The organism is Pelagerythrobacter marinus (assembly GCF_034375205.1).
GTDB lineage: Bacteria > Pseudomonadota > Alphaproteobacteria > Sphingomonadales > Sphingomonadaceae > Pelagerythrobacter > Pelagerythrobacter marinus.
Window position 1 is genome coordinate 3,047,095 of sequence record NZ_CP139719.1, and the last position, 24,413, is coordinate 3,071,507.

The 24,413-nt window shown below is 70.1% G+C and carries 24 protein-coding genes and 1 tRNA gene; 16 read left to right on the forward strand and 9 right to left on the reverse strand.

What is annotated here, in order from left to right; translation table 11 throughout:
• Positions 1–5 precede the first annotated feature (5 nt).
• Positions 6–503 carry a DUF2141 domain-containing protein gene (locus tag T8T98_RS14860; protein WP_160733541.1) on the reverse strand — a complete coding sequence of 166 codons (498 nt, stop codon included), beginning with the start codon at positions 501–503 and terminating at the stop codon, positions 6–8.
• A gap of 277 nt (positions 504–780) precedes the next feature.
• Here T8T98_RS14860 and rpe point away from each other — a divergent pair, with 277 nt between their 5' ends.
• From rpe to T8T98_RS14900, 8 genes are all read left to right on the forward strand, one after another.
• Entirely contained in the window at positions 781–1,443 is a 663-nt protein-coding gene (gene rpe, locus T8T98_RS14865) for a ribulose-phosphate 3-epimerase (protein ID WP_160733540.1), read from the forward strand.
• Positions 1,443–3,341 (forward strand): heparinase II/III family protein, encoded by a 1,899-nt coding sequence (locus T8T98_RS14870; protein ID WP_251104637.1) that lies wholly within the window; start codon positions 1,443–1,445, stop codon positions 3,339–3,341. The genes rpe and T8T98_RS14870 overlap by 1 nt, the downstream gene beginning before the upstream one ends.
• Before the next feature lie 8 nt (positions 3,342–3,349).
• Positions 3,350–4,939, forward strand: coding sequence for a bifunctional phosphoribosylaminoimidazolecarboxamide formyltransferase/IMP cyclohydrolase (gene purH / locus T8T98_RS14875; protein WP_407675043.1), 1,590 nt, complete (start codon positions 3,350–3,352; stop codon positions 4,937–4,939).
• A gap of 146 nt (positions 4,940–5,085) precedes the next feature.
• The gene (locus tag T8T98_RS14880; RefSeq protein WP_160733538.1) at positions 5,086–5,223 is read left to right on the forward strand and encodes a hypothetical protein; all 138 of its coding nucleotides are present in this window, start codon (positions 5,086–5,088) and stop codon (positions 5,221–5,223) included.
• A complete protein-coding gene (msrA, locus tag T8T98_RS14885) occupies positions 5,220–5,891 on the forward strand; it encodes a peptide-methionine (S)-S-oxide reductase MsrA (RefSeq protein ID WP_251104636.1) in 672 nt (223 codons plus the stop codon). Before T8T98_RS14880 ends, msrA begins: the two co-directional genes overlap by 4 nt.
• 56 nt (positions 5,892–5,947) lie before the next feature.
• Positions 5,948–6,418 (forward strand): Fur family transcriptional regulator, encoded by a 471-nt coding sequence (locus T8T98_RS14890; RefSeq protein ID WP_251104635.1) that lies wholly within the window; start codon positions 5,948–5,950, stop codon positions 6,416–6,418.
• Positions 6,419–6,482: 64 nt separating this feature from the next.
• Entirely contained in the window at positions 6,483–8,414 is a 1,932-nt protein-coding gene (gene dxs, locus T8T98_RS14895; protein WP_251104634.1) for a 1-deoxy-D-xylulose-5-phosphate synthase, read from the forward strand.
• 13 nt (positions 8,415–8,427) lie between these two features.
• Complete coding sequence (locus tag T8T98_RS14900; RefSeq protein ID WP_251104633.1) at positions 8,428–9,312, forward strand: alpha/beta hydrolase; 885 nt, start codon at positions 8,428–8,430, stop codon at positions 9,310–9,312.
• Here the strand turns inward: T8T98_RS14900 and T8T98_RS14905 are convergent.
• The 5 genes from T8T98_RS14905 to T8T98_RS14925 are packed head-to-tail and all read right to left on the reverse strand — an operon-like array spanning position 9,238 to position 14,907.
• A complete protein-coding gene (locus tag T8T98_RS14905; RefSeq protein ID WP_251104632.1) occupies positions 9,238–9,912 on the reverse strand; it encodes an NnrU family protein in 675 nt (224 codons plus the stop codon). The genes T8T98_RS14900 and T8T98_RS14905 overlap by 75 nt on opposite strands.
• Before the next feature lie 30 nt (positions 9,913–9,942).
• Complete coding sequence (locus T8T98_RS14910; RefSeq protein ID WP_251104631.1) at positions 9,943–10,476, reverse strand: FKBP-type peptidyl-prolyl cis-trans isomerase; 534 nt, start codon at positions 10,474–10,476, stop codon at positions 9,943–9,945.
• 4 nt (positions 10,477–10,480) lie between these two features.
• A complete protein-coding gene (locus T8T98_RS14915; RefSeq protein ID WP_251104630.1) occupies positions 10,481–11,857 on the reverse strand; it encodes an amidohydrolase family protein in 1,377 nt (458 codons plus the stop codon).
• Positions 11,854–13,236, reverse strand: a complete 1,383-nt coding sequence (locus T8T98_RS14920; protein WP_251104629.1) for an amidohydrolase — start codon at positions 13,234–13,236, stop codon at positions 11,854–11,856. Before T8T98_RS14920 ends, T8T98_RS14915 begins: the two co-directional genes overlap by 4 nt.
• Positions 13,237–13,296: 60 nt before the next feature.
• Positions 13,297–14,907, reverse strand: coding sequence for a peptide MFS transporter (locus T8T98_RS14925; protein ID WP_160733530.1), 1,611 nt, complete (start codon positions 14,905–14,907; stop codon positions 13,297–13,299).
• A 240-nt stretch (positions 14,908–15,147) separates the two neighbouring features.
• On the opposite strand from T8T98_RS14925, the gene T8T98_RS14930 reads away from it, so the two are divergent.
• The 4 genes from T8T98_RS14930 (at position 15,148) to T8T98_RS14945 (ending at position 16,842) form a co-directional block, all read left to right on the forward strand.
• A complete protein-coding gene (locus tag T8T98_RS14930; RefSeq protein ID WP_160733678.1) occupies positions 15,148–15,489 on the forward strand; it encodes a GntR family transcriptional regulator in 342 nt (113 codons plus the stop codon).
• A gap of 164 nt (positions 15,490–15,653) precedes the next feature.
• Positions 15,654–15,935: an integration host factor subunit beta gene (locus T8T98_RS14935; protein WP_160733529.1), complete on the forward strand. Its 282-nt coding sequence runs from the start codon at positions 15,654–15,656 to the stop codon at positions 15,933–15,935.
• Between the two features lie 45 nt (positions 15,936–15,980).
• Positions 15,981–16,066: transfer RNA gene (locus T8T98_RS14940), tRNA-Leu, on the forward strand.
• A 140-nt stretch (positions 16,067–16,206) separates the two neighbouring features.
• Complete coding sequence (locus tag T8T98_RS14945; RefSeq protein WP_251104628.1) at positions 16,207–16,842, forward strand: PilZ domain-containing protein; 636 nt, start codon at positions 16,207–16,209, stop codon at positions 16,840–16,842.
• Positions 16,843–16,863: 21 nt separating this feature from the next.
• On the opposite strand, the gene msrB is transcribed toward T8T98_RS14945, so the two are convergent.
• Together msrB and T8T98_RS14955 are read right to left on the reverse strand one after the other, a co-directional pair.
• On the reverse strand, positions 16,864–17,388 hold the full coding sequence (gene msrB / locus T8T98_RS14950) for a peptide-methionine (R)-S-oxide reductase MsrB (RefSeq protein WP_251106033.1): 525 nt from the start codon (positions 17,386–17,388) through the stop codon (positions 16,864–16,866).
• 93 nt (positions 17,389–17,481) lie between these two features.
• The gene (locus T8T98_RS14955) at positions 17,482–18,819 is read right to left on the reverse strand and encodes a cytochrome P450 (protein WP_251104627.1); all 1,338 of its coding nucleotides are present in this window, start codon (positions 18,817–18,819) and stop codon (positions 17,482–17,484) included.
• A gap of 246 nt (positions 18,820–19,065) precedes the next feature.
• On the opposite strand from T8T98_RS14955, the gene T8T98_RS14960 reads away from it, so the two are divergent.
• The 4 genes from T8T98_RS14960 to T8T98_RS14975 all read left to right on the forward strand — a co-directional run bounded on the left by T8T98_RS14960 (position 19,066) and on the right by T8T98_RS14975 (position 23,795).
• Entirely contained in the window at positions 19,066–20,589 is a 1,524-nt protein-coding gene (locus tag T8T98_RS14960; protein WP_251104626.1) for a flagellar biosynthesis protein FlhF, read from the forward strand.
• Between the two features lie 83 nt (positions 20,590–20,672).
• Positions 20,673–22,028 (forward strand): M48 family metalloprotease, encoded by a 1,356-nt coding sequence (locus T8T98_RS14965; RefSeq protein ID WP_160733525.1) that lies wholly within the window; start codon positions 20,673–20,675, stop codon positions 22,026–22,028.
• 10 nt (positions 22,029–22,038) lie between these two features.
• Positions 22,039–22,737, forward strand: coding sequence for a DsbA family protein (locus T8T98_RS14970; protein WP_251104625.1), 699 nt, complete (start codon positions 22,039–22,041; stop codon positions 22,735–22,737).
• On the forward strand, positions 22,737–23,795 hold the full coding sequence (locus tag T8T98_RS14975) for a PDZ domain-containing protein (protein ID WP_251104624.1): 1,059 nt from the start codon (positions 22,737–22,739) through the stop codon (positions 23,793–23,795). The genes T8T98_RS14970 and T8T98_RS14975 overlap by 1 nt, the downstream gene beginning before the upstream one ends.
• On the opposite strand, the gene T8T98_RS14980 is transcribed toward T8T98_RS14975, so the two are convergent.
• Positions 23,759–24,364: an HD domain-containing protein gene (locus T8T98_RS14980; RefSeq protein WP_160733676.1), complete on the reverse strand. Its 606-nt coding sequence runs from the start codon at positions 24,362–24,364 to the stop codon at positions 23,759–23,761. The genes T8T98_RS14975 and T8T98_RS14980 overlap by 37 nt on opposite strands.
• Positions 24,365–24,413 lie beyond the last annotated feature (49 nt).

Genomic DNA, 24,413 nt, shown 5'->3' on the forward strand with positions numbered 1-24,413 from the left:
CGGCCTCAGCCCCAGTAACGCATGGTGATCGTGATCGGCTTGACCTCGCCGCCGACGGAAAAGGCGGTCTTCTTGTAGCTCGGCCGGCCGAGGTTGAAGATATTGATGCTGGGATTGTTCGACATCCCGCCGCCGTCTTCGCGCAAGTCGGTGCTGCCATTGCCGTTGACGTCATGGCGCACCGCCACGGCGTATGTCCCCGCCTCGGGAACGGGCAGGCAGAACGTCATCGTGCCGCGCCGGGCCGGCGCCTCCACGCGGTGGAGCCACTTGCCCTTGGCCAGCCATTCGCTGCTGGTCCCGCGGTAGGTCTGGACCCGCATCGTCCCGCGCGAGGTCTTGATCCCGGTCACCGTCACTTTCACCGCGGGGCCACTGCCCGCGGCACAGCGGCCCATGTCGTTCGGGATCGCCTGGCGATAGGCGCCGGCGGGGAAGCTGGCCACGAGGCCCGCGGCAAGCGCGGCGCCGGCGGCAAGGCGAAGGGTCGTCTTCAGGATCATGGTCTGCGTCGGTCCTGTCGTGCTGGCCTGTAAATGGCTGGAAAAACGGCGGCATCGAATCGCCGGCGATCGTAACACGCCGGCGCGAATTTCCGCGCCTTGTGCGCTGCAATTAGGCGATCGGCCCTGAATTGCCGCTGAATTGCGCGCCCGCGCGGCCTGCCGCACCCGCGGCGCGGCCCGCAGGCGCAGTGTGGAAAAGCCTGCCCGGGGCGCTTGTCGCGATTCGGCCGGCCATCTAGGCGGAACGGCAACCACCGCCGCTACGCGATCGAAAATGACCGTTCCGCTCGTATCCCCATCCATCCTTTCGGCCGACTTCGCCCGGCTGGGCGAGGAAGTGCGCGCGATCGACGCGGCCGGCGCCGACTGGATCCATATCGACGTGATGGACGGGCATTACGTGCCCAATATCACGATCGGCCCGGCGGTGGTGAAGGCACTGCGCCCGCACACCGAAAAGCCGTTCGACGTGCACCTGATGATCGCCCCGGTCGATCCCTACCTCGAAGCTTTCGCCGAGGCCGGGGCCGACATCATCACCGTCCACCCGGAAGCCGGGGCCCACGTCCACCGCACGCTCCAGGCCATTCGCGCGCTCGATTGCAAGGCGGGCGTGGTCCTGAACCCCGGCACCCCGGCATCGGCGCTCGAATACCTGCTCGACCTCGCCGACCTGGTCCTGGTGATGAGCGTCAATCCCGGGTTCGGCGGGCAAAGCTTCATCGACAGCCAGCTGCGCAAGATCGAGGCGATCCGCGGGATGATCGACGCCACCGGGCGCGACATCCACCTGGAGGTGGACGGCGGGGTCAACCCGCAGACGGCGCGCCTGTGCGTCGATGCCGGGGCCGACGTGCTCGTCGCCGGCTCCGCCACCTTCAAGGGCGGGCCGGAGCGCTACGCTGACAATATCGCCGCGCTGAAGGAGGCGCGCTGATGGCGGAGGCGGCGTCGCTGGTGGAACCCGGCGCTCGCCGCCCCGGCGCCGATGCCGCCCCCACGCCGCCCCCCACGCCGGCGGGCGCGCCGACCGCCGAACCGGCGCTGCCGCTCGACAACGCGGCCGGCGAGCCGCTGGTGACCGCGCGCGACGAGCGGCAGGAACTGCTCGAGCCCGGCCGCGCCCTCGTCCTGTCCGATCTGGCCCCGCCGCGCCTGGGCGCGGGCGAGGCGCTGATCCGGCTTGCCTATCGCATGGGCGTTCCCGGATCGACCCTGGCCGCGCCCTTCGCCAAGGCCGCGCGGCCGCGCCTGCTCGGCACGGTCGAAACCCCGCTGGAGGGGGACCGCGCCGCCGGCGTCGCCTTGCGCGCGGGCCATTTCCTCGTCCACGGCGTCAAGGCGCCGATCGCGCAGATGGAGTTCGAATCGAGCACCCGGCTGACGCCGCCGTTCGAACGGGTGATCCACGGCTTCGGCTGGCTGCGCGACCTCGCCGCCAGCGCCCCGCGCGAACAGTGCCTGGCCACCGCCGAGCGCGTCCTGCGCGCCTGGATCGAGGCCAATCCCGCCCCGGGCAAGGGCCCGGCGTGGGAGATCGAGCACGTCGGCAACCGCCTGCGGCACTGGCTCGTCTTCGCCCCGTGGATCCTTTCGGGCGAGGGCACGCAGCTGCGCGCCGCCACGCTCGACGCGATCGCCGCCACCGCCCGCTGGCTCGACCGCAAGGTGGGCAAGGCCTCGGACGGGCTCGGCGCGGTCATGGGCTGGACCGCGCTCGTCGCCGCCGGCCTCCTCCTGCCGGAAGGCAAGCCGCGCCGGCTCTATGCCGAGGCGGGGCTGGCCCGCGCGCTGGGCGAACTGGTCGCCGAAGACGGCGGCACGCTGTCGCGCAGCCCGCTGGCGCAGGTCGACGCGATTGCCGCGCTGGTGGACCTGCGCGCCTGCTATGCCGCGGTGAAGCGCGATCCCCCGCCGTTCGTCGGCACGATGCTGGAGCTGCTCGTGCCGCCGCTGCTCTCGCTGCTCCACGGCGACGGTGGGCTCGGCAACTGGCAGGGCGCGGGCGCGGTGCGCGCCGAACGCATCGCCGCCCTGGTCGAGGCGAGCGGCGTGCGCACGCGGCCGCTCAAGGACGCGCGCCAGTGGGGGTACCAGCGGGTGGCCGCGCGCAAGTCCGTCCTCGTGCTCGACGCCGCGCCGCCGCCGCTGCCGCGCCACGCGCGGGCCGGCTGCGCATCGACGCTGGCGTTCGAATTTTCCGCCGACGGGCAGCGTATCGTCGTCAATTGCGGCGGCGCCGCCTTTGCCGGCGGCCAGGTGCCGGCGCGCATCGAGCAGGGCCTGCGCGCGACGGCCGCGCATTCGACCCTGGTGCTGGACGAGACCAATTCCACCGCGGTCCTGATGCACGGAAAGCTCGGCACCGGGGTGAACGAGGTCGAGATCGACCGCCGCACGCTTGACCTCACCGGCGGCAGCGCGACCCGGATCGAGGCGAGCCACGACGGCTATGCCGCCCGCCACGGCCTCGTCCACCGCCGCATCCTGATCCTGCGCGACACCGGGCACGAACTGCGCGGCGAGGACGTGTTGCTTCCGGCGGGCAAGACGGGCAAGCGCGGCAAGATCGGCTACGCGATTCGCTTCCACCTCGGCCGCGGGGTCGAGGCGCGCCTGTCGGACGACAGGCGCGGCGCGGGGCTGGCCCTGCCGGACGGCAGTTACTGGCAGTTCCGCATGGCCGGCGGCGGCGACGGCGGCGAGCTGTCGATCGAGGAAAGCCTGTGGGTCGACGGGCAGGGCAGGGCCCATCCGGTCGAGCAACTGGTCATCCAGGGAATGACATCGCGCAGCGGGGGGACGTTCTCCTGGCTGCTCAAGAAAATGGGATAGATTCGATTGTGAGCGACGTGACCATCAGGCGGGCACTGCTTTCGGTGTCCGACAAGGACGGCCTCGTGGATCTCGGCACCCGGCTCGCGCAGGGCGGGGTGGAACTGGTTTCCACCGGCGGCACCGCGCGGGCCCTGCGCGAAGCCGGGCTCGACGTGCGCGACGTGTCGGACCTGACCGGCTTTCCCGAGATGATGGACGGCCGGGTCAAGACGCTGCACCCGATGGTCCACGGCGGCCTGCTGGCAGTGCGCGACAATCCCGATCATGCCGCGGCGATGGAAGCGCACAGCATCGGCGCGATCGACCTGGTCGTGGTGAACCTCTATCCGTTCGAGGCGACCGTCGCCCGCGGCGCCGGGCGCGACGACATCATCGAGAACATCGACATCGGCGGGCCGAGCATGGTCCGTTCCGCGGCCAAGAACCACCAGGACGTGACGATCGTGACCGACCCGGCCGACTATGCCGGGCTGATCGAGGAACTGGCCGCCAACGACGGCGCGACATCGCTCGCCTTCCGGCGCAGGATGGCGGCCAAGGCCTTTGCCGCCACCGCGGCTTACGATTCGATGATCAGCCAGTGGTTCGCCTTCGCCGACCAGGGGGAGGCCTTTCCCGGGTTCCTGGCTCTCAACGGGCGCGCGCCGACCATGCTGCGTTACGGGGAGAACCCGCACCAGGAGGCCGCGCTCTACACCCCGGTCGGCCCTCACGCGCGCGGCATCGCCCAGGCCGAGCAGCTCCAGGGCAAGGAGCTGAGCTACAACAATTACAACGATGCCGACGCCGCGCTCGAGCTGTGCGCGGAGTTCCGCGGCCAGGACCCGGCGGTGGTGATCGTCAAGCATGCCAATCCCTGCGGCGTGGCCCAGCGCGCGAGCCTGCGCGAGGCATGGGACGCGGCGCTCGCCTGCGACAGCGTGTCGGCGTTCGGCGGCATCGTGTGCGTCAATACCGAGCTGGACGGCGCGACGGCCGAGGCGATCTGCGAGATCTTCACCGAAGTCGTCATCGCCCCTTCGGTGAGCGAGGCCGCGCGCGAGGCCTTCGCGCGCAAGAAGAACCTGCGCCTGCTGGTGACCGGCGAACTGCCCGATCCGCGCCGCGACGGGCTGGCGGTCAAGCCGATCACCGGCGGCCTGCTGGTCCAGGGGCGCGACAAGGGCGCGATCGCCGCCGAAGACCTGAAAGTCGTGACCGAACGCGCCCCGACCGAGCAGGAACTGAAGGATTGCCTGTTCGCCTGGACGGTGGCCCGCCACGTCAAGTCGAACGCGATCGTCTATGCCCGCGACGGCGCGACCGCCGGGATCGGCGCGGGCCAGATGAACCGCCGGGATTCCAGCCGCATCGCGGCGATGAAAGCGGCCGAGGCGGCCGAAAAATACGGCTGGGAAGCCCCGAGAACGGTCGGCAGCGCGGTCGCGTCCGATGCCTTCTTCCCCTTTGCCGACGGCCTTCTGGCCGCGGTCGAGGCGGGCGCCAGCGCGGTGATCCAGCCGGGCGGATCGATCCGCGACGAGGAAGTGATCGCCGCCGCGAACGAAGCCGGCCTGGCCATGGTCTTTACCGGCATGCGCCACTTCCGCCACTAGCCGCCCCGCCCCCGGTTTACCCCCTGATAGAATCGCTGGCCCGGCGATCCCTTACGTAAACGGGGGGCGAACCCCATGTTCACCTTGTCGCAAGCGCGGCCTGCTAGACCGCGACCGCACCAGATTCGCACGAAGACGCAACGCCCATGAAACTGTTCAAGACCGACCTGTTCCGCAATTTCGCCATCGGCTTCGCCGCCGGGGCGCTGCTTGTCGGCCTGCAGGCCGGTCCCGACATCGTCGGTGCGATCGCCCCGTCGGCCGAGGCCGCGCAGGTGCAGTGAGGGCGCTGCCTGCCCTCGCGGGCGCGCTGGCGATCGTCGCCTGCCAGCCCGCGCCGGACCCCGGTGAAACGATCGTCGCGGCCCCCGCCGCCGAGCGCGTGGCCCGCGAAACGGGCCCGCTGAAGACCGCGATCTTCGCCGGCGGCTGCTTCTGGGGCGTGGAGGGCGTGTTCAGCCACGTGAGGGGCGTGAAGAGCGCGGTTTCCGGCTATCACGGCGGAACCGAGCGCCAGGCCCGCTACGAGCTCGTCGCCTCCGGCGTGACCGACCACGCAGAGGCGGTCCGCGTGACTTACGACCCCGCTCTCGTTCGCTACGACGAACTGGTCCGCATCTTCTTTTCCGTCGTCGCCGATCCCACGCAGAGGAACCGCCAGGGGCCCGATGTCGGCGCGCACTATCGCACCGCGCTGATCCCGACGAGCGCCGAACAGCTCGAGGTCGCGCGCGCCTACCTCGCGCAGATGGAGCGGTCGGGCCTGTGGCAGCGGCCGATCGTCGCCGGGATCGAGCGCGCCCAGGCCTTCTTCCCGGCCGAAAGCCGCCACCAGGACTTCGTCGCCCGCAATCCGGGCCATTCCTATGTCGAGCGGTGGGACGCGCCCAAGGTCGCGGCGCTCGCGCGTCTCTATCCCGCGCACTACAGCGCCGCCTTCCAGCGCGGCTGAGGGGCGCGGGCGCCGCCGCGCTGGCACAGCGCGCGGTCAATCGCTATATCCGAACGATGGCAACCGTGGACAGGCATGCGCACCGCGAACACAGCGGCGAAGCGCTGGTGAAGGCCGCGCGCGACGCGCTGGTGGCGGCGGGGGAGCAATGGACCGACATGCGCGGTTCGGTGTTCGAGGAACTGGCCCGGCACGACCGGCCCGCCTCCGCCTATGACATTGCCGACAACCTTTCCGCCGCCCGGGGGAAACGGGTCGCACCCAACAGCGTCTATCGCATCCTCGACCTGTTCGTGGCCAACAATCTCGCCATGCGGGTGGAGAGCGCCAATGCCTACCTGGCCAATACCCACCCCGGCTGCGCGCACGACTGCATCTTCCTGGTCTGCGATGAATGCGGCGAGGCGACGCATGTCGATGACGAGGCGGTGTCGGACCGGGTCCGCGCGGTCGCGGGGGAAAGCGCGTTCAGCACCCGGCGCCCGATCATCGAGGTGCGCGGGCTGTGCAGCGCCTGCGCCGAGTGACCGCCGAGCCGGGCTTTGCGGCGCTTGATCGACAGCCTGCTTTCATCGGTGTAAGGCCGATGGGATGAGCCAAGCCCCTGAAACCCCTCTCCTCGACACGGTCGATACGCCGGGCGACCTGCGCCGGCTCGATAAGAGCCAGCTGCGCCAGCTTTCGGACGAACTGCGGACCGAGATGATCGATGCCGTCGGCAGCACCGGCGGGCATCTCGGCTCCGGCCTCGGCGTGGTCGAGCTGACGGTGGCGATCCACTACGTCTTCGCCACCCCGGAAGACAAGCTGATCTGGGACGTGGGGCACCAGGCCTACCCGCACAAGATCCTGACCGGCCGGCGCGACCGCATCCGCACGCTGCGTCAGGGCGGCGGGCTGAGCGGCTTCACCAAGCGGGCGGAAAGCGAATACGACCCGTTCGGCGCAGCGCACTCCTCGACCTCGATCTCCGCCGGGCTGGGCTTTGCCATCGCCAACAAGCTCAACGACCGGCCGGGCAAGGCGATCGCGGTGATCGGCGATGGCGCGATGAGCGCGGGCATGGCCTATGAGGCGATGAACAACGCCGAACAGGCGGGCAACCGCCTGGTCGTGATCCTCAACGACAACGACATGTCGATCGCGCCCCCCGTCGGCGGGCTCTCGGCCTATCTCGCGCGGATGGTGTCCTCCAGCGAGTACCTCGGCCTGCGCAGCCTCGCCTCCCGCTTCGCGCGCAAGCTGTCGCGCAGGGTCCATTCGAGCCTCGAGAAGGCGGAGGAATATACCCGCGGCATGGTCACCGGCGGCACCCTGTTCGAGGAGCTGGGGTTCTATTACGTCGGCCCGATCGACGGCCACAACCTCGATCACCTCGTGCCCGTGCTGGAAAACGTGCGCGACAGTGAACAGGGCCCGGTCCTGGTCCACGTCGTGACCAAGAAGGGCAAGGGTTACGCCCCGGCGGAAAACAGCGCCGACAAGTACCACGGCGTCGCCCGGTTCGACGTCATCACCGGCAAGCAGAAGAAATCGAGCGGCGGGCCGCCCAATTACCAGAACGTCTTCGGCGAGACGCTGGCCCGTCTGGCCGAGAGCGACAAGCGCATTTGCGCGATCACCGCGGCCATGCCCAGCGGCACCGGGGTGGACAAGTTCGCGAAGGCGCACCCCGACCGCGCTTTCGACGTCGGGATCGCCGAACAGCATGGCGTCACTTTCGCCGCCGGGCTCGCGGCCCAGGGCATGCGGCCTTTCGCGGCGATCTATTCGACTTTCCTCCAGCGCGCCTACGACCAGGTGGTTCACGACGTCGCGATCCAGAACCTGCCGGTCCGCTTCGCGATCGACCGCGCCGGGCTGGTCGGCGCGGACGGCGCGACCCATGCCGGATCGTTCGACGTCACTTATCTCGCCACCCTGCCCAATTTCGTCGTCATGGCCGCGGCGGACGAGGCGGAGCTGGTCCACATGACCTATACCGCCGCCGAACACGACGACGGGCCGATCGCCTTCCGCTATCCGCGCGGCGCCGGCGTGGGCGTGCCCCTGCCCGAAACGCCGGAGAAGCTCGCAATCGGCAAGGGCCGGATCGTGCGCGGCAAGGCGAGCGGCGGCAAGGTCGCGATCCTCTCGCTCGGCACCCGCCTGCACGAGGCGCTCAAGGCCGCCGACCAGCTGGAGGCGAAGGGCCTGCCCGCGACCGTGGCCGACATGCGCTTCGCCAAGCCGCTCGACACCGCGCTGATCGAACAGCTGACCGCCAGCCACGAGGTCGTCGTCACGATCGAGGAAGGCGCGATCGGCGGGCTCGGCGCCCACGTGCTGACATATGCCAGCGACCAGGGGCTGCTCGACGCCGGGCTGAAGATTCGCACGATGCGCCTGCCCGACCTGTTCCAGGACCACGACGCGCCGGAAAAGCAGTACGACGAAGCCGGGCTGAACGCGCCACATATCGTCGAGACCGTGCTCAAGGCGCTGCGCCATAACAGCGCCGGGGTGGAAGAGGCGCGGGCCTGACCGGGATCGCGGGATGCGCGCGCGGACGCGGCGGCGCTTGCTGATCGCGCTCGCGGCCCTCGCCGCCGGCTACCTCGCGCTCGCCGGCGGGCTTTTCCTCGCCCAGCGCACGCTGATCTATCCCGCTCCGCACGGCCCCGGCGGCCGGCCGGCCGGCTTCGCGCCGGTGACTTACGAAACCGCCGACGGCCTTGCGCTCACGGCCGGCTACAGGCCGGCGCAGGCCGGGCGGCCGACGATCCTCTATTTCCACGGCAACGGCGCCGACTGGCAATCGAGCGCGGTCGCGACCGGCCGGCTGGTTCCGCAAGGTTACGGCGTGCTCGCGGCCGAATACCGCGGCTATCGCGGTAACCCGGGGCGGCCGAGCGAGCACGGCCTCTATGCCGACGGGCGCGCGGCGCTGGCTTTCCTCCGCCGGCGCGGGGTCGAACCTTCGGCGGTGGTGATCGTCGGCAACTCGATCGGCTCGGGCGTGGCGGTGCAGATGGCGCGCGAGCACCCCGTGGGCGCGCTGGTGCTGGTTTCACCCTTCGCCAGCCTCTCGCAAGTCGTGGCCGAGCAGTTTCCCTGGCTGCCCACGGCCCTCCTGCTGCGCGACCGGTTCGAGAACATCGACAAGATCGGCGCGATCGATGCGCCGATGCTGATCCTGCACGGCGATGCCGACCGGCTGATCCCGCCGGCCCATGCCCGCGCCCTGGCCGCGCGGCAACCGGCGGCCGAGCTTGCGATCGTCGCCGGGGCCGGGCACGAGCTGGCCTGGCGCGCGGAGGCGGCGGAGCGGATGCTGACGTTCCTGGACCGCTTGCCCGCCGCGCCTTCAGCCGATCCAGAGCCAAGGGCCGGCGGGAATGCCGGCGGCGGGGACATGCGCCCAGGTGACGAGCAGCCATAGGGCCAACGCAACCAGCCACAGCACCGGCCCGGCGCGGGGCAAGGCGCTCCAGCGCGGCCAGTAGCGGGTGCGCGCTTGCCAGCCGTCCCAGGCCGCGCCCATCAAGGCGCGCTTCTTGCGGTCCTGCATGTGCGCGCCCACCAGCGCGAGGAACAGGACGGCGCCGGCGACGATCAGCGTCCGCACGCTCCACCACAGGGCGATATGCGCGACGGCCCAGAGGGCGAAGCTCCACATCATCGGGTGCCGGGTAACCGCGAAAACCCCTGCGGGATCGCGCGCGGCGAGCGTTTCGGCGCGCGGATCGGGCAGGGCCGGGTTCTTCGACAGCGAGCCGAGGAAGAGGACCAGCGCCGGAAGGGTCAGCACGCTGGCGACGATCCAGCCCGCGTGGCCCGATCCGCCGAGGTCGGCGGGCGGCGCGGCGCGGAACGCCGCGACCATCCAGGCGAAGGTGGCCAGCGCCACCAGCGAATAGAGGCCCAGGAAGGGCTTCTCGCCCACCGTCGCCACCAGCGGGGCCCGCAAGGGATGGGACATGGCGAAATGGCTGCCGACGAAGGCCGCGGTTGCCGCAGCCAGGGAAACCAACGGGTCCATTGCCGACACCCCCCTCTCTTCCGGGCGGCGCTAGCGTCCTTCGATCGCGATAAGCTCGATCGTGAACAGCAGGGTCGCGTTGCCCGGTATCGTGCGCTTGCCCTGCGGACCATAGGCGAGATCGGCGGGCACCGCGATCTCTATCGTGTCGCCCACCGCCATGCGCGGCACGGCCATCTGCCAGGCGGGGATCAGCCGGCCGAGCGGGAACGTCGCCGGCTCCCCGCGATCCCACGAACTGTCGAACGTCGTGCCGTCGGTCAGCGTCCCGGCGTAGTGGATCGTGACCCGGTCCTCCACCGTCGGGCGCGGGCCGATGCCGTCGCCCGCGATCCGCCTGATCCGCAGACCGCCGTCGAGCGTGCGCCAGCCGTCCTCGGGCCTCAGGCGGGCGAGCGCCGCCTGCTGTTCGTTGTGCCAGGCCGCGTCCTGCGTTCGGGGCGGCGCGGCGTCCTGCGCGGTTGCCGGCACGAGGGCGAAGATCGCGACCGCCATCGCCGCCGCGCCAAGCGCGGCGAGGGTCGGAAGCGCGCCGACGGGGTGCTGGGCCTTTGCGCGGCGCATCGCCTTACCAGTCGTAGGCCTTGGGCAGCCGGCTTTCGTCGAGGTCGCGGTAACGCTCCTTCAGCCGGCTCTGGTGATTGTCGAGCGGCTGCTCGACCCCGTCGATGAAGACCCGTACCGGCATCGAGCCGACTTCGAGCGGATCGTTGTCCCAGATCACCAGGTCGCCCGCCGCGCCGGGCGCGAGGACGCCGGCGCGCCCGCCCAGCCCGCTGATCTCTGCCGGGACCGAGGTGATCGCCGCCAGCGCCTGCCCCCAGCTCAGCCCCGCGGCCCGCGGAACGCGGGTGAGGGCGACGAGGTTGCCGGCGAACTGGTTGAGATTGCGCGGGTTTTCCATTGCCGAGGCGTTGATGGCGACTTTCACCCCCGCGCGCGCCATGCGGCCGATGTTCGACTGGGTCGAGGCCAGTTCCTCGAACCGTTCGGGCAGGTCGTCGAGCCCGTCGGCGATCACCGAGACCCCGGCGGCGGCGATCTCATCGGCCACCAGCCAGCCTTCGCTCGCGCCCACCAGGACGATGTCGAGCCGCGGAAACTCGCGCTTGAGGTCGAGCACGCTGCGAATGTCCGAAGCGCGCTCCACCTCGACGTAGAGGCGCTGCTCCCCGCGCACGACGGGCACCAGCGCGGCCGCATCGAAGCGCGTCAGCAGCACGTCGTCGCCCCGCTCGGCATTGCCGGCCGCGAGCCGCGGGTCGAGCGGCATGTCGTCGCCAGTGTCGCTTTCGGCCGGGCGCGACTGGCGCCCGGGGATGCGGGCGTCGCGCCCGAACCGGTCCGCCTCGCGCAGGGCATTGCGGAACAGCGCGTGGGCCGACGCGCGGCTGCCGCCGGCAAGGCGCGCGCCGCTCTCGCCCAGCGCGACGATCTGGAACGCGCGGGCGCGCGTGACCGGCTCGCCATCGGCGCCCAGGTCGATGATCGCGCCCTGCCCGCCGAAGATCGAGCTGGACGGCATCGTCACCGTCGCGGCACGGGTGATCCCCGCCGCGCGGTGGATCATCACGTGCTGCGAATTGGGATTGATCGCCGGCGCGACGTCGAGCGCGGCGCTGAACGGCGAACGGCCGGCGCGCGTGTCGTTCGATTCGCCCACCGCGCCCACGTCCCACAGGCCGAGCGAGGTCACCGTCGCGACCAGCCCGGGGGTGACCCAGCCACCCCCTGCGTCGATCGCCGGGTAGCCGGCCGGCGCGGCCCCGCTGCCGACTTCGGCCACCTGCCCGTCACGCACGACGACGTGGCCGTTCTCGATCGGCTCGCTGCCGTCGCCGGTGGCGACGGTGGCGTTGGTGACGACGAAGCTCTGCGCCGCAGCCGGGGCCGCCAGCGCGAATACGGAGGCGATGGCGCCCGCAAGAATGCCTGCGCGGATCATTTCACGTCTCCTTCGCCCGGCTGGCCGAGTTCGAAATCGCTGACCGGCCGCCGCTTGGGATCGAGCGCGTCGTACATCAGCGCGCCGTCGATCCATACTTTCTCCGGCCGCGAATAGACCGACAGCGGATCGCCGTTCCACAGCACGACGTCGGCCATCTTGCCGGGTTCAAGGCTGCCGGTCATGTCCGCGATGCCCATCGCCTTCGCAGCGTTGAGCGTGAACCAGCCGACCACTTCGGCATCGGGAATGTCGATCCCCATGCGCGCACCGGCCGCCTGGGCCTTGGCCGCTTCCTGGTTGAGCCGCTGGATCCCCTGGTCGCTGTCCGAATGGATCACCACGCAGGCACCCGCCTGGCGCAGCAGGGCGGCGTTCTCCAGGATGCCGTCGTAAGCTTCCATCTTGAACCCGTACCAGTCGGCCCAGATCGCGCTGCAGACGTCGTTTTCGCGCAGGAGATCGCCGATCTTGTACGCCTCCACCGCGTGGTGGAACGCGGTGACGCGGTATCCCATTTCCTTCGCCATATCCATCACCAGCGCCATCTCGTCGGCGCGGTAGCAATGGTTGTGGACCAGGATTTCGCCGTCGAGCACGCCGGCGAGGGTTTCCTTGGCGAGATCGCGATCCTTGCGGTCGCCGGCCGCGTATTCCTTCGCCTCGTACCAGGTCTGCCGGTTGACGGCGAAATTGCCCATGCGGGTCGAGGGCTTGCGCCCCTTGCCGCCATAGACGCGCTTCGGATTCTCGCCGCAGGCCATCTTGAACCCGTAGGGCGCGCCGGGAAACTTCATCCCCTGGACCGTGCGGCTGGGCACGTTCTTCAGCGTGACCGAGCGCCCGCCCATCAGGTTGGCCGAACCGGGCAGGATCTGCAGCGCGGTGACCCCGCCGTTGGCCAGGGCCCGGGTAAAGCCGGGGTCCTGCGGCCAGACCGAGTGTTCGGCCCAGACGTCGGGCGTGGTCGGGGCGGTCGCCTCGTTACCGTCCGAATGGGCATCGACCGAAGGAGTCGGATAGTCGCCCAGGTGGCTGTGGATGTCGATGACGCCGGGGGTGACGAACTTTCCAGTGCCGTCGATGCGGGTATAGCCCTCGGTCGAAAGGCCCGCATCGCCAACCGCGACCACTTCCCCGTCGCGGAACAGCACGGTGCCCTTGTCGATCCGGCCGCCTGCGCCGTCGTAGATCGTGGCCCCGACCAGCGCGGTCGGCACCCCGGGATAGGGGCGGTAGGTCGAAGGGTAGGGCACCTCGGGATAGTCGCGCGCGCTGGCCGAGGCGACCGGCGCCTTGCCCGAACCGCCGCCGGCGGAACAGGCCGCCAGCAGTGTCCCGGCCGCGGCCGCGAAGAGCAGGCGAGTGTTCACATTCATGTCTTGCCCCCGAAAGAACGGGGGCGCGACCCTGCCGCGCCCCCTGCCTGTTGCCATTCCTCAGTCGCGCTGGCGCGTGGCCGGATGGATGCCGGCCGCCTGCGGCTCGCCCACTTCCTCGCCACCCAGCAGGTCGTCGTCGACCGTGTCGTCGGCCAGCGTGTCGAGATGCATCAGCCGCTTGACGAGCGGGCTGATGACCATGACCACGATCCCGATGCCCACGGCGTAGAGGCCCACCGTCTCGTAGACGCCCAGCACGACCTCGCGCCCGGCCTCCTCGCCCACGTTCTCGCCCCCGGTCGCCGAAGCGATCAGGCCGGCAGCAAAGTTGCCGGTGGCCGAGGCGAAGAACCAGGTCCCCATGATCAGCGAGGCCATGTGCACGGGGCTGAGGCGGTTCATCGCGCTCAGGCCCACCGGCGACAGGCACAGTTCGCCGGTCGTGTGGAGGAGGTAGATCAGGAAGATGAACAGGACCGGCGTCGCGTTCTGGACGCCGGCGGCCTGCGCGCCCCAGACCAGCACCAGGAAGCCCAGGCCGACCTGGATGACGGCAAGGCCGAACTTCATCGGCGTCGAGGGTTCCCACCCGCGGCGGCCGAGCCAGGTCCAGACGATCGCGAAGATCGGCGCGAGCAGGACGATGTAGATCGCGTTGAGCGACTGGAACTGGGCCGCAGTCGGCTCGATCCCGAAGAACGAACGGTCCACGTGGCGGTCGGTGAACAGGTTCAGCGACGACCCGGCCTGTTCGAACAGGGCCCAGAACACGATCGAGACGAAGATCAGGAACAGCGCCGCGAAAATCCGGTCGCGGTCTTCCGATGCCAGCCGCTTGATCGCGATGAAGACGACGTAAGCGACGAGGCCGAGGCCGAAGATGGCGAGAACCCAGCCGACGAGGTCCTGGTACTGGATCGCGAGCCAGCAGAGCGCGACCATCGCGAGACCGGCGATATAGGTCCACCATTCGAGGTTGAGGCCCGCCCGGCGCTGCTTGAGCTTGGCCGGTTCCTTCGGTTCGCCGCGACCGAGCAGCAGCGGCTTGCCCCAGACGAACACGACCAGGCCCAGGAGCATGCCGATGCCCGCCGCGCCGAAGCCGTAGGACCAGCCGTAGTCGGGATGCATCCCCAGATAGCCGCAGATCAGCGAGCCGAGCGCCGCGCCGAGGTTAATGCCCATGTAGAAGATCGTGTAGGCCGGGTCGCGCCGGATGTCGGTGCGCGGATAGAGCTGGCCGACCATGACCGAGATATTGGCCTTGAGGAAACCCGAGCCGACGATGATCAGCGCCAGCGCCAGCCAGAACACGTTGATGATGACGCTCGATTGCCCGCCATCGCCCTCGAACGCCATGAAGAAGTGGCCCAGCGTCAGCAGCACCGCGCCGAACAGGACCGCCTTTCGCTGCCCGAGGTAGCGATCGGCCAGGTATCCGCCGACCACCGGCGCGATATAGACCAGCGCGGTATAGGCCCCGTAGATGATCGAGGCCTGGGAATCGGAAAACAGCCAGTGCTGGACCAGGTAGAAGATCAGCAGCGCGCGCATGCCGTAGTAGGAGAAGCGTTCCCACATCTCGGCGAAGAAAAGGACGAAGAGCCCCTTGGGGTGGCCGAGGATCGTTCCCGCGGAATCCCCGTGCGGCATGGACTGCGTTGCCATTAAGAATGCGCCTCCCTTGACGGATCAAAGCCGTTTCCCGGACCCCCCGAGGCCCGATTCAGCCCGCGCACCCTAACGCCAGATTTTCCCATGTGAAGTATTAGTTACAGGCGAAACCGGCGTTTCGCGGCCAGATGCCGCAAGCGGAGGGAACCTTGCGCGCCGCGCTGTATTATGTCACTGAAGCACCAGGTGGCGCGCCAGGCCCGCGCCGGGGACGAAACCGATGATCCAGCAGACATGACCCAGCAGAGCCGCCCCGTCTATCTCAGGCTGCGCGACCAGATCGCCGCGGCCATTATCGAGGGCGAGTACCCGGAAGGCGAGATGCTGCCCTCCGTCCGCGCCTTCGCCGCCGAACAGGGGGCCAACCCGCTGACGGTGGCCAAGGCATACCAGCAGTTCCAGGCCGACGGCCTGGTCGAGGTCCAGCGCGGGGTCGGTATGTACGTGGTCGCCGGCGCGGCCGAGCGGCTGCGCCGGGCCGAGCGCGAGCATTTCCTGGCCGAGGAGTGGCCCGAACTGCGCGCGCGCATGGCGCGCCTGGGGATCGAGCCGGCCGACCTGTTCGAACGCGGCTGACCGGCGGCGCCGCGCCCGGCGCGCGGCGATTGCGCCCGCCGGGGACATCTGGCATTGCAACGGGAACGCAGCGGACTGCCGGTTCCCCTACGGCGCCGGGGCCTGCCTGGTTCGAACCTCCGCAACGGGACGGTGGCGGTTCGGCCGACAGCGGGAGGAAACGAATGATACGATCCGAACTGCTCAGCGCGCTTGCCCGGGACAACCCGGAACTGCGCGCGGAGGAAGTCGAACAGGTGGTGGACATCTTCTTCGACGAGATCGCCACGCGCCTTGCCGAAGGGGGCCGGGTGGAACTGCGCGGTTTCGGCGCCTTCTCGACCCGCGAGCGCAAGGCCCGCGTCGGCCGCAATCCGCGGACCGGCGAGCCGGTGGACGTTCCGGCCAAGCGGGTGCCCTATTTCAAGCCGGGCAAGGAAATGCGCGAGCGGCTGAACGCCGACTGATCCCGCGCCGCCCGCCCGCACCGGGCGGCGTGACGTCAAGGCACCGCGGGCGTGGCGGAATGGTAGACGCCGGGGACTTAAAATCCCCTGAGGTTTCCCTCGTGCGGGTTCGAGTCCCGCCGCCCGCACCACAGGCGCGCCCGGCATTCCGGCCCGGCGACACCTGTGGTATGAAGTCACCCTTAGAACTTTGACAACCAATCGCTGATAGATTCATGCGATCCCGACGGGTGGGCGAAGATTACGAACCGCCGCTGGCGAAAGGCTTTCGATGGAGCAGGCTCCCGGCCAGGGAACGATCAACGACAACAGCGCCGCCGATGCACGGGCGGCGCCGCGTTTCACGCTGCTGCTGCGGGCGGCCAAGCTGCTCGCGCCGCAGGGCCAGTTCCTGTGCGTGATCCGCGACGTGTCGGCGACCGGGGTCAGCCTGCGCGGGTTCCACGCCCTGCCCGAAGGCGAAGGCCTGCAGCTGGAACTGCAGAGCGGCGCGCGATACGCGCTGGAGCAGGTCTGGAACCGGGGGACGGAAGCCGGATACCGTTTCGGCGAAGCGGTCGAGGTGGCCGAGCTGCTGGCCGAGCCGAGCGATTATCCCAAGCGCCCGCTGCGGCTCGATATCGGCCTGCCGCTGCGCGTCGAGCTGACCGGCCAGGTCCTCGAAGGCGAGCTGGTCAACATCTCGCAGCAGGGCGCCTGCATCGAGTGCGCGACTTTCCTCGCGATCGACCAGCCGCTGCGCCTCGTCTCGCGCCGCCTGCCGGAAATCCACGCCAAGGTGCGCTGGCGCGACCACCATCACTACGGCCTGGCGTTCGACACGACGTTCGACTTGCGCCGGCTGGCGCAGGTTTCCGCGCGGGTGCAGTGCCCGTCGCTGCTCGCGGTCCAGCCCGACAGGGACTGAACGCGGGGCGCCGCCCGCTCGCTAGGCCGGGCGGAACCGCATTGCCGTGCCGTTCATGCAATAGCGCTTGCCGGTCGGGCGCGGCCCGTCGCCGAAGACATGCCCGAGGTGGCCGCCGCAGTCGGCGCAGAGCACCTCGGTGCGCGGATAGCCGAGCTTGAAATCGGTCGCCGTCGCGATCGCCCCCGGCAGGGGCTGCCGGAAGCTGGGCCAGCCGGTCCCGCTGTCGTACTTCGCGCGCGAGGAATAGAGGGCGTTGCCGCATCCCGCGCACAGAAACGTGCCGGCGCGCGTTTCCCTGTCGAGCGGCGACGAGAAGGCCCGCTCGGTCCCGGCTTCGCGCAGCACGCGGTATTGCGCCTTCGTCAGCCGCCGGCGCCACTCGGCCTCGCTGTGCCTGACTTTCCATTGCCGCCCCTCGGCCCGCCCGCTGCCGCAGGCGCCGAGCAGCAGGGCGCCGCCACCCAGCACGAAAAGCCGCAGGACGGCGCGCCGCCCGGCCGGGCGGCCGGGAACCGGATGATCGAGGTCGGGCAAGCGAGGCATCGCCGCCACGATGGGCCCCGGCGCGTGAGCGGGGCGTGAACGCCGCCGACCCGCGTCACGCCATGGCTGGCCCTCTTGTCCTCCGGGCCGGGTTCAGAAAGTCGTGACCTCGACTTCCAGCTTGCGGAACCCGTGGACGAAGTTGGCCCGTACGCGCTCCACGTCGCCGGCGACATGGACCCGCATGCGCCGCGCGTGCATTTCCTCGAGCAGCACGCGCAACTGCAACTCGGCCAGCCGGGCGCCGACGCAGCGGTGGATGCCGTAACCGAACGAGAGGTGACGGCGGGCGTTCTCGCGCGTGATGTCGAGCTTGTCCGGGTTTTCGAACACCTCCGCGTCGCGGTTGGCCGATAGGTACCACAGCACGAGCTTGTCGCCCGCCTTGACTTGCTGGCCGAACAGCTCGGTATCCTCGGTGCAGGTCCGGCGCATGTGCGCCAGCGGGGTCTGGTAACGGATGCATTCCTGCACCGCGTTGGGGATCAGATCGGGGTTCTCCTCGAACAGCTTGCGCTGGTCGGGGAACTTGTCGAACCCGTGGATGATCCCGCTCATCGTGTTGCGCGTGGTATCGTTGCCGCCGACGATCAGCAGGACCAGGTTGCCCATGAATTCCTGCGGGCTCATCTGGTTCATCGCCGGCGAATGGATCATCATCGAGATCAGGTCCGGCCCCGGCTCTCGGTTCGCCCGCTCGGCCCAGAGCTGCTGGAAATAGGCCGCCATCTCGCGCAGGATGCCCTGCCGCATCTCGTCGAGGTCGCGGACCATGGCGATCTCGGTATCGCCGGCCCAGTCGGACCAGAAGGTCAGCAGGCGGCGATCCTCCCACGGGAAATCGAACAGGATCGCCAGCATCCCCGTCGTCAGCTCGATCGAGACCTTGTCGACCCAGTCGAAGACCTCGCCGCGCGGCAGCGAATCGAGCAGTTCGCCGGTGCGGTGCCGGATGTCGTCTTCCAGCCGCTTCATCTCCGCCGGGGTGAAGGCCGGCGCGACGGTGCGCCTCTGCCCGGTGTGCTTGGGCCGGTCCATCGCGATGAACATCGGCAGCTCGAACCGCTCGCGGCCCTGCGCGGCAAGCTCGTCCTCGTCCAGCCGGTTGAGGATCGTGATCCCGCCGTGTTCCCAGCTGGAGGAGAACAGCTCGGGCAGGGCCTCGACGTGGCCGATCGCCTTGTGGCCGACGACGTTCCAGTAAGGTCCGACCGGGCTTTCATCGACCCAGTGGAGCGGCCCCTTGGCGCGCATCTCGGCGAAGATCGGCTGCCACCGGTCCTCGTAATAGATGTCGCTCCGGCTGACGTCATAAGGGTGGGTGTGGACCCACTTTTCCTCCGGGTGGCGGGACAGGTGCTCCTTCAGCGCGTCGACCGCGCTGGGCGACGAACGATAGGTGTCGGGCTGCTCGGCAATCTGGGTGGCCATGGCTTCTCTCTCCTCGCCCGCACCGTTTCTGATTTGTTGGACCGGGTGCGTGGCACGACCATCCTGCCCCCGCTTACCCGCATGTCAATAGTGCGTTTCTTTTTGCGACTTATATCGGGTGCCGACCCGGCGGCGTGACGTCATCGCCGCCCCCTGGAGAGGCCGCCCGGCGCGACTTAACGGTAACTTTACCACGTCGCGCCAGAACGGGCAGGGCAGACCGCATCCGGGGGCTACGAAACGGCAATGGACACACTTCGCGGAAACTTCGATTCGCCCGACTACGGCGAAGACGATCGCGACTTCGACACCGGCGAGGACGAGGGCGGGCGCGAACCCCCGCCTGCGGGAATCGGCACCGACGAACGCCGGATGCAGGTGCGCGCCTACAACCACTGGGCCGGCCTGCTCGACGAACGGACATACCCCTCGATCGAGGATCTCGATCCGGAGAACCTGCCCGACTTCGGCCCCTACTCGGTCCTGCTCGATTTCTCCTGCGGGGTGGAAAACCCCGCGGTCCCCTACCTCGGCGCGGAACTCGCGCGCGAATGCGGGGCCCAGGACGCGATCAGGTCGCTGGCCGACGTGCCGCCGCGCTCGCTGCTGAGCCGCATCACCGACCATTACCTGCAGATCCTCGCCAACCAGGCCCCGATCGGGTTCGAGGCCGAGTTCGTGAACCAGCGCGGGGCGACGATCCTCTACCGCGGCATCCTGCTGCCGTTCTCGAGTGACGACGACACGATCGACTTCATCTACGGCGTCATCAACTGGAAGGAACTGGCCGACCAGCTGACCACCGACGAGCTGATGCTCGAGATCGACCAGGCCCTCGACGGCGACGAGGCGGCGGAAGGCCGCCCGCGCGAACCCGATCCCGTGACCGACTGGGCCGACGGCCCCGCAGGCGCCGCGGCCGAGGATGGCTGGAACGACGGCCGGGACGATGCCGACCCGGCGGGCGCGGCGGAACCGGCCGCCCCCGCCCCGATCCCCGAAGGGCCCTGGCGCATGGCCGAGATGATCGCGCGCCAGTCCACCCCGCGCAAGGCCTATGCGATCCCGCTCGACCCGCTCGATCCGGCCGGCGCGGCCGAGGCCGTCCCCACCGGCGATCCCGACCCGGCATCGGTGGCCGGGCAAGCGCACCCTGCCGCGCCCGAAGCCGAAGGCCTCGCCGGGCTGCTCTCGGCCGCGCGCGAATGCGCCGAAGCGGCAGGCAACAGCGAGGATCGCACCCGCGGCGCGCTCTACGCGGCGGTTTCGCGCGCTTACGACTTCAGCGTCGCGGCCGGGCAAGCGCCGGAGGAATTCGCGCGCCTGGTCGAAGAAGCCGGGCTGAAGGTGCAGCAGCGCGCCCCGATGACGCCGGTGGTGAAGCTCGTCTTCGGCGCCGATTACGACAAGACGCGCCTGACCGAATATGCCGCCGTTCTCGCCCATGCCCATCGCCGCCAGCTCGCCCCGGGCGCGCTCGCGGGCTTCCTGGCCGAGGCCGATGGCGGGCTGAAGGGCGTGGTCAGGGAAGAGCGCAGGCTGCGCCGCGAGGAAAGCGGGCGCACCGCGCGCGAACGCAAGCCGCGCGCGGCCTTGCAGCGCAAGCTGCGCGCGATCGAGCCGCAGGGGCTGGAGGCGATCGCCCCCGAGGGCGACGAATTCGGCCTGGTCGTGATTCGCCGCCTCGACACCGGCGACGTGGCCGTGCTGGGCGAAGTCTCCGGCGACGAGGCGCTGGTCGACCGCGCGGCGCGGCGACTGGTCGCCTGACGCCGCTTACCCGCCTCGCCGAGACGGCGGGACGGGCCGATCTTCATTGGCGGTTCAGGCCGCAAGCGGCTAGCAAGGCGGCGATGCGCCTCCTTGCCCGAATCCTCGCGCTCGTCGCGGCCTTGTCGCTCGCGGCCCAGCCGGCGGCGGCCCAGTCGATCCTGCGCGATGCCGAGACCGAGGCCCTGCTCGACGACATGGCCGCCCCCCTGGTCGAGGCGTCCGGGCTGCAGCCCGGCAATGTCGAGATCGTCCTCATCAACGACAGCTCGATCAATGCCTTCGTCGCCGGCGGGCAGGCGGTCTATATCCACACCGGCCTGATCGACGCGGCCGACACGGCGAACGAGGTCCAGGGCGTGATCGCGCACGAACTGGGCCATATCACCGGCGGACACATCATCCGCCATGCCGAGGGTGCCGGGGCGGCGACCAATATCTCGCTGCTCTCCCTCCTGCTCGGCGTCGGTGCCGCGCTGGCCGGCGCGGGCGAGGCGGCGATGGGCGTGATGATGGCCGGCCAGCAGGCCGCGCTGGGCAAGTATCTCGCCTTCAGCCGGGTCCAGGAATCCTCTGCCGATGCCGCCGGCGCCGAATACCTTTCGAAGGCGGGCATATCGGGCCGCGGCTCGCTGGCATTCTTCGCCAAGTTGCAGAACCAGGAATTCCGCTACGGCTACAGCCAGAGCGACGACGCGGCCTTTGCCCGCACCCACCCCCTCTCGGGCGACCGGATCGCCCACTTGCGCGAGGTTTACCAGGCGGATCCAGCATGGGACGCGCCCGACGATCCCGCGCTCCAGCGGCGGTTCGAACGGGTCAAGGCCAAGCTGTTCGGATACCAGCAGAAACCCCAGCGCACGCTGCAGGTCTATCCCGAGACGATGAGCGGCATTCCCGCGCGCTATGCCCGCGCCTATGCTTGGCACAAGGACGCGCAGATGGACCGCGCGCTGGCGGAAACCGACGCCTTGCTCGCGGCCGCGCCGGACGATCCCTATTTCCTCGAGCTCAAGGGCCAGATCCTGCTCGAATCGGGGCAGCCGGAGGCCGCGCTCGGCCCGCTGCGCCGTGCGAGCGAGCTTACCCGGCACCAGCCGCTGATCGCCTCGATGTTCGGGCACGCCCTGATCGCGACCGAGAACCGGGACCATTTCGAGGAAGCCGAGCAGGTCCTGCGCGCGGCGGTGGCGCGCGACCGGCTGAACCCCTTCGCCTGGTACCAGCTGGGCGTGGTCTATGCCGCGCGCGGAGACATGCCCCGCGCCCGCCTGGCCAGCGCCGAACAGCAGGTAATGAGCCGCCAGTACGCGATGGCGATCCGCAGCGCGCAGGCGGCCGAGGCCGGCCTGCCCGAGGGATCGGCGGACTGGATACGCGCGCAGGATATCGCGCTCCAGGCGCGCGCCGCGCTTGAACGCGAGCAGGACCGGCGATAGCGCCCGGCCGATGACAAGACGTGATCACATCCTCGTCGCGATCGTCGCGCTCGTATTCGGCTTTGCCGGTGCCGCGCTGTGGTCGTTCAGCGGCCTCGGCGACGCGCGCACGCGCGCCTACCTGCTCGACAACCCGGAAATCCTGCCCGAAATGGCGGAACGGTACCAGGCGCGCGAGGCGCAGGGCCGCCTTGCCGACCTCGCGGGCGAAGTGACCGCGCCGTTCCCCGGCGCCGTGCTCGGCAACCCCGAAGGCACGGTGACGCTGGTCGAATTCACCGACTACGGCTGCACCTACTGCCGCATGAGCCAGCCCGATGTCGCCCGGCTGGTCGAGGCCCATCCCGACTTGCGCGTCGTGGTCCGCGAATGGCCGATCTTCCAGGGGAGCGAGGCGGCCGCGCGCATGGCCCTGGCCGCCGCCGACCAGGGCAAGTTCGCCGCCTTCCACGAGGCCATGTTCGAACATGGCCCGCCCGACGCGGCCAGCATCGAGCGGGCCGCCCGCGCGGCCGGGCTCGACCTCGAGGCCGCCCGCGCCTTCGCCGCGTCGGACGAGGTTTCTTTCGAACTGGCCAAGAACGCCGGTTTCGCCGAGCGGCTGGGCTTCTCGGGCACGCCGAGCTGGGTGATCGGCGACCGCGTGCTCGAAGGGGCCGTCGGGTACGAGGGGCTGGCGCAAGCCCTGGCCGAAGCCCGCGGATCGTGATGTCGCGCGCGGCCGCCCTCGCGCTGCTGCCCGCCCTTCTCGCGCCCTTGCCCGGCCCGGCCGCCGCAATGCCGGCAAGCGCCCGCGCGCCGGACGAAGGCGCTGCCGCGGCGCCCGACAGCCGCGCGGGCGCGCTGGCCGCGGACCTCGCCGCCCTGCGCGCAGCCGATCATCGCCTGCTCGCGATCGGCTGGCGGCTGGTCACCGGGAACGCCCCCTATTGCGAGCAGACGTGGCCTTCGATCGGCCTCCTCCTGCAGGACACGGCGGCCTTTGCCGAGCCGGCCGCGGTGAGCGCCGCGCTGGGGATCGAGGGGCCCGTCGCCGTCCAGGCCGTCGCCCCCGGCTCCCCCGCGGCCGCGGCGGGCCTTGCGCCGGGCGACGAGATCGTCGCCATCGGCGACTTGCCCGTCGCGGCGATCGAGGCCGCGCCCGCCCGCGACTGGCGGCGGCTGGCCCGCCTTCACGAGGCGATCGAACGGGCGCTGGTGCGCGACGGCAGCGTGGCGCTGACCCTGCGCGACGGCACCGTGCTCGACCTCGCCGGCGTGCCCGCCTGTCGCAGCCGGTTCGAGGTGATCGCGGGCAAGCGCGCGGTGGCCGATGGCCGGCGGGTCATCGTGGGCCGCGATTTTCCCGCCTTCGGTTACGACGAGGAAGAACTGGCCGCGGTCGTCGCGCACGAGCTGGCGCACAACCTGCTCGCCCACCGGGTCTGGCTGGATTCGCGCGGGCGCAAGCGGCGCGACGTGCGCCTGAGCGAGCGCGAGGCCGACCGGCTGATCCCCTGGCTGCTCGCCAACGCGGGATACGATCCGCGGGCCGGGGTCCGGTTCATGCAGCGCTGGGGCCCGCGGCACGGCGGCGGTCTCTTTCGCAAGCGCACCCATGACGGGTGGGACGAAAGGGTCGAGGCGATCGAGGCCGAGGCCGCCCTGCTGGATCGCCTCGCCGCGGCCCCGGGGGCGGCCGACTGGTCGCGCCACTTCCGCCGCGACACGACCAGCGGCGGCGGCGGTATCTACGCCGCAGCTTCGGCCGATTCGTCGAGCCGGTAGAGGCTCGCCAGCGGCCGGGCCATCACGCGGCGCACCATCGGTTCGAAGAACGACAGCGGCTCGCTCTCGTAATCGGGATCGAACGCCGCCTGGTCGTACTTCTCGCAGAATTCGGCGCAGGCATCGAAATGTTCGTGCCCGCGAAAGGCCTCGCGAGCATCGCGGTCCATGCCGAGGAAGTGGAAGAAGTAATACCCCTGGAAATGGCCGTGGTGCTGGCAGATCCAGTGCACTTCCTCGCGCACGAACGGCGCGATGATCGATGCCGCCACGTCGGGGTGGTTGTAGCTGCCCAGCGTGTCCCCGATGTCGTGGAGCAGGGCCATGACGACGTATTGCTCGTCGCGCCCGTCGCGGTGGGCGCGGGTCGCGGTCTGCAGCGAATGCTCCAGCCGGCATACGGGGAAACCGCCGAAATCCCCTTCCAGCAGGCGCAAGTGGTCGAGCACGCGATCGGGCAGGCCGCGGGCGAAGGCCCGGTATTCGCCCCCGATAATGGCCCAGTCTTCGGCCGTGCCCTGCTTCATTTCGCGAAATTGCGCGCGCTCGGCGCTGGCGGTGCTGTCCATCGTCTTCTCTCCCACGCGGGCAGCCTAGCCGCCCCGGGCGCGGGCGGTC

Bases quoted from the DNA above. Each gene is read 5' to 3' on its own strand.
- T8T98_RS14930 (WP_160733678.1), top strand. From the start codon at position 15,148: ATGACCCAGCAGAGCCGCCCCGTCTATCTCAGGCTGCGCGACCAGATC.
- T8T98_RS14935 (WP_160733529.1), top strand. From the start codon at position 15,654: ATGATACGATCCGAACTGCTCAGCGCGCTTGCCCGGGACAACCCGGAA.
- T8T98_RS14920 (WP_251104629.1), bottom strand. From the start codon at position 13,236: ATGAATGTGAACACTCGCCTGCTCTTCGCGGCCGCGGCCGGGACACTG.
- T8T98_RS14905 (WP_251104632.1), bottom strand. From the start codon at position 9,912: ATGGACCCGTTGGTTTCCCTGGCTGCGGCAACCGCGGCCTTCGTCGGC.
- T8T98_RS14890 (WP_251104635.1), top strand. From the start codon at position 5,948: ATGGCAACCGTGGACAGGCATGCGCACCGCGAACACAGCGGCGAAGCG.
- T8T98_RS14925 (WP_160733530.1), bottom strand. From the start codon at position 14,907: ATGGCAACGCAGTCCATGCCGCACGGGGATTCCGCGGGAACGATCCTC.
- T8T98_RS14860 (WP_160733541.1), bottom strand. From the start codon at position 503: ATGATCCTGAAGACGACCCTTCGCCTTGCCGCCGGCGCCGCGCTTGCC.
- T8T98_RS14980 (WP_160733676.1), bottom strand. From the start codon at position 24,364: ATGGACAGCACCGCCAGCGCCGAGCGCGCGCAATTTCGCGAAATGAAG.
- T8T98_RS14915 (WP_251104630.1), bottom strand. From the start codon at position 11,857: ATGATCCGCGCAGGCATTCTTGCGGGCGCCATCGCCTCCGTATTCGCG.
- T8T98_RS14965 (WP_160733525.1), top strand. From the start codon at position 20,673: ATGCGCCTCCTTGCCCGAATCCTCGCGCTCGTCGCGGCCTTGTCGCTC.
- msrB (WP_251106033.1), bottom strand. From the start codon at position 17,388: ATGCCTCGCTTGCCCGACCTCGATCATCCGGTTCCCGGCCGCCCGGCC.
- T8T98_RS14880 (WP_160733538.1), top strand. From the start codon at position 5,086: ATGAAACTGTTCAAGACCGACCTGTTCCGCAATTTCGCCATCGGCTTC.
- T8T98_RS14955 (WP_251104627.1), bottom strand. From the start codon at position 18,819: ATGGCCACCCAGATTGCCGAGCAGCCCGACACCTATCGTTCGTCGCCC.
- dxs (WP_251104634.1), top strand. From the start codon at position 6,483: ATGAGCCAAGCCCCTGAAACCCCTCTCCTCGACACGGTCGATACGCCG.
- T8T98_RS14900 (WP_251104633.1), top strand. From the start codon at position 8,428: ATGCGCGCGCGGACGCGGCGGCGCTTGCTGATCGCGCTCGCGGCCCTC.
- T8T98_RS14910 (WP_251104631.1), bottom strand. From the start codon at position 10,476: ATGCGCCGCGCAAAGGCCCAGCACCCCGTCGGCGCGCTTCCGACCCTC.
- T8T98_RS14960 (WP_251104626.1), top strand. From the start codon at position 19,066: ATGGACACACTTCGCGGAAACTTCGATTCGCCCGACTACGGCGAAGAC.
- T8T98_RS14870 (WP_251104637.1), top strand. From the start codon at position 1,443: ATGGCGGAGGCGGCGTCGCTGGTGGAACCCGGCGCTCGCCGCCCCGGC.
- T8T98_RS14945 (WP_251104628.1), top strand. From the start codon at position 16,207: ATGGAGCAGGCTCCCGGCCAGGGAACGATCAACGACAACAGCGCCGCC.
- T8T98_RS14970 (WP_251104625.1), top strand. From the start codon at position 22,039: ATGACAAGACGTGATCACATCCTCGTCGCGATCGTCGCGCTCGTATTC.
- T8T98_RS14975 (WP_251104624.1), top strand. From the start codon at position 22,737: ATGTCGCGCGCGGCCGCCCTCGCGCTGCTGCCCGCCCTTCTCGCGCCC.
- rpe (WP_160733540.1), top strand. From the start codon at position 781: ATGACCGTTCCGCTCGTATCCCCATCCATCCTTTCGGCCGACTTCGCC.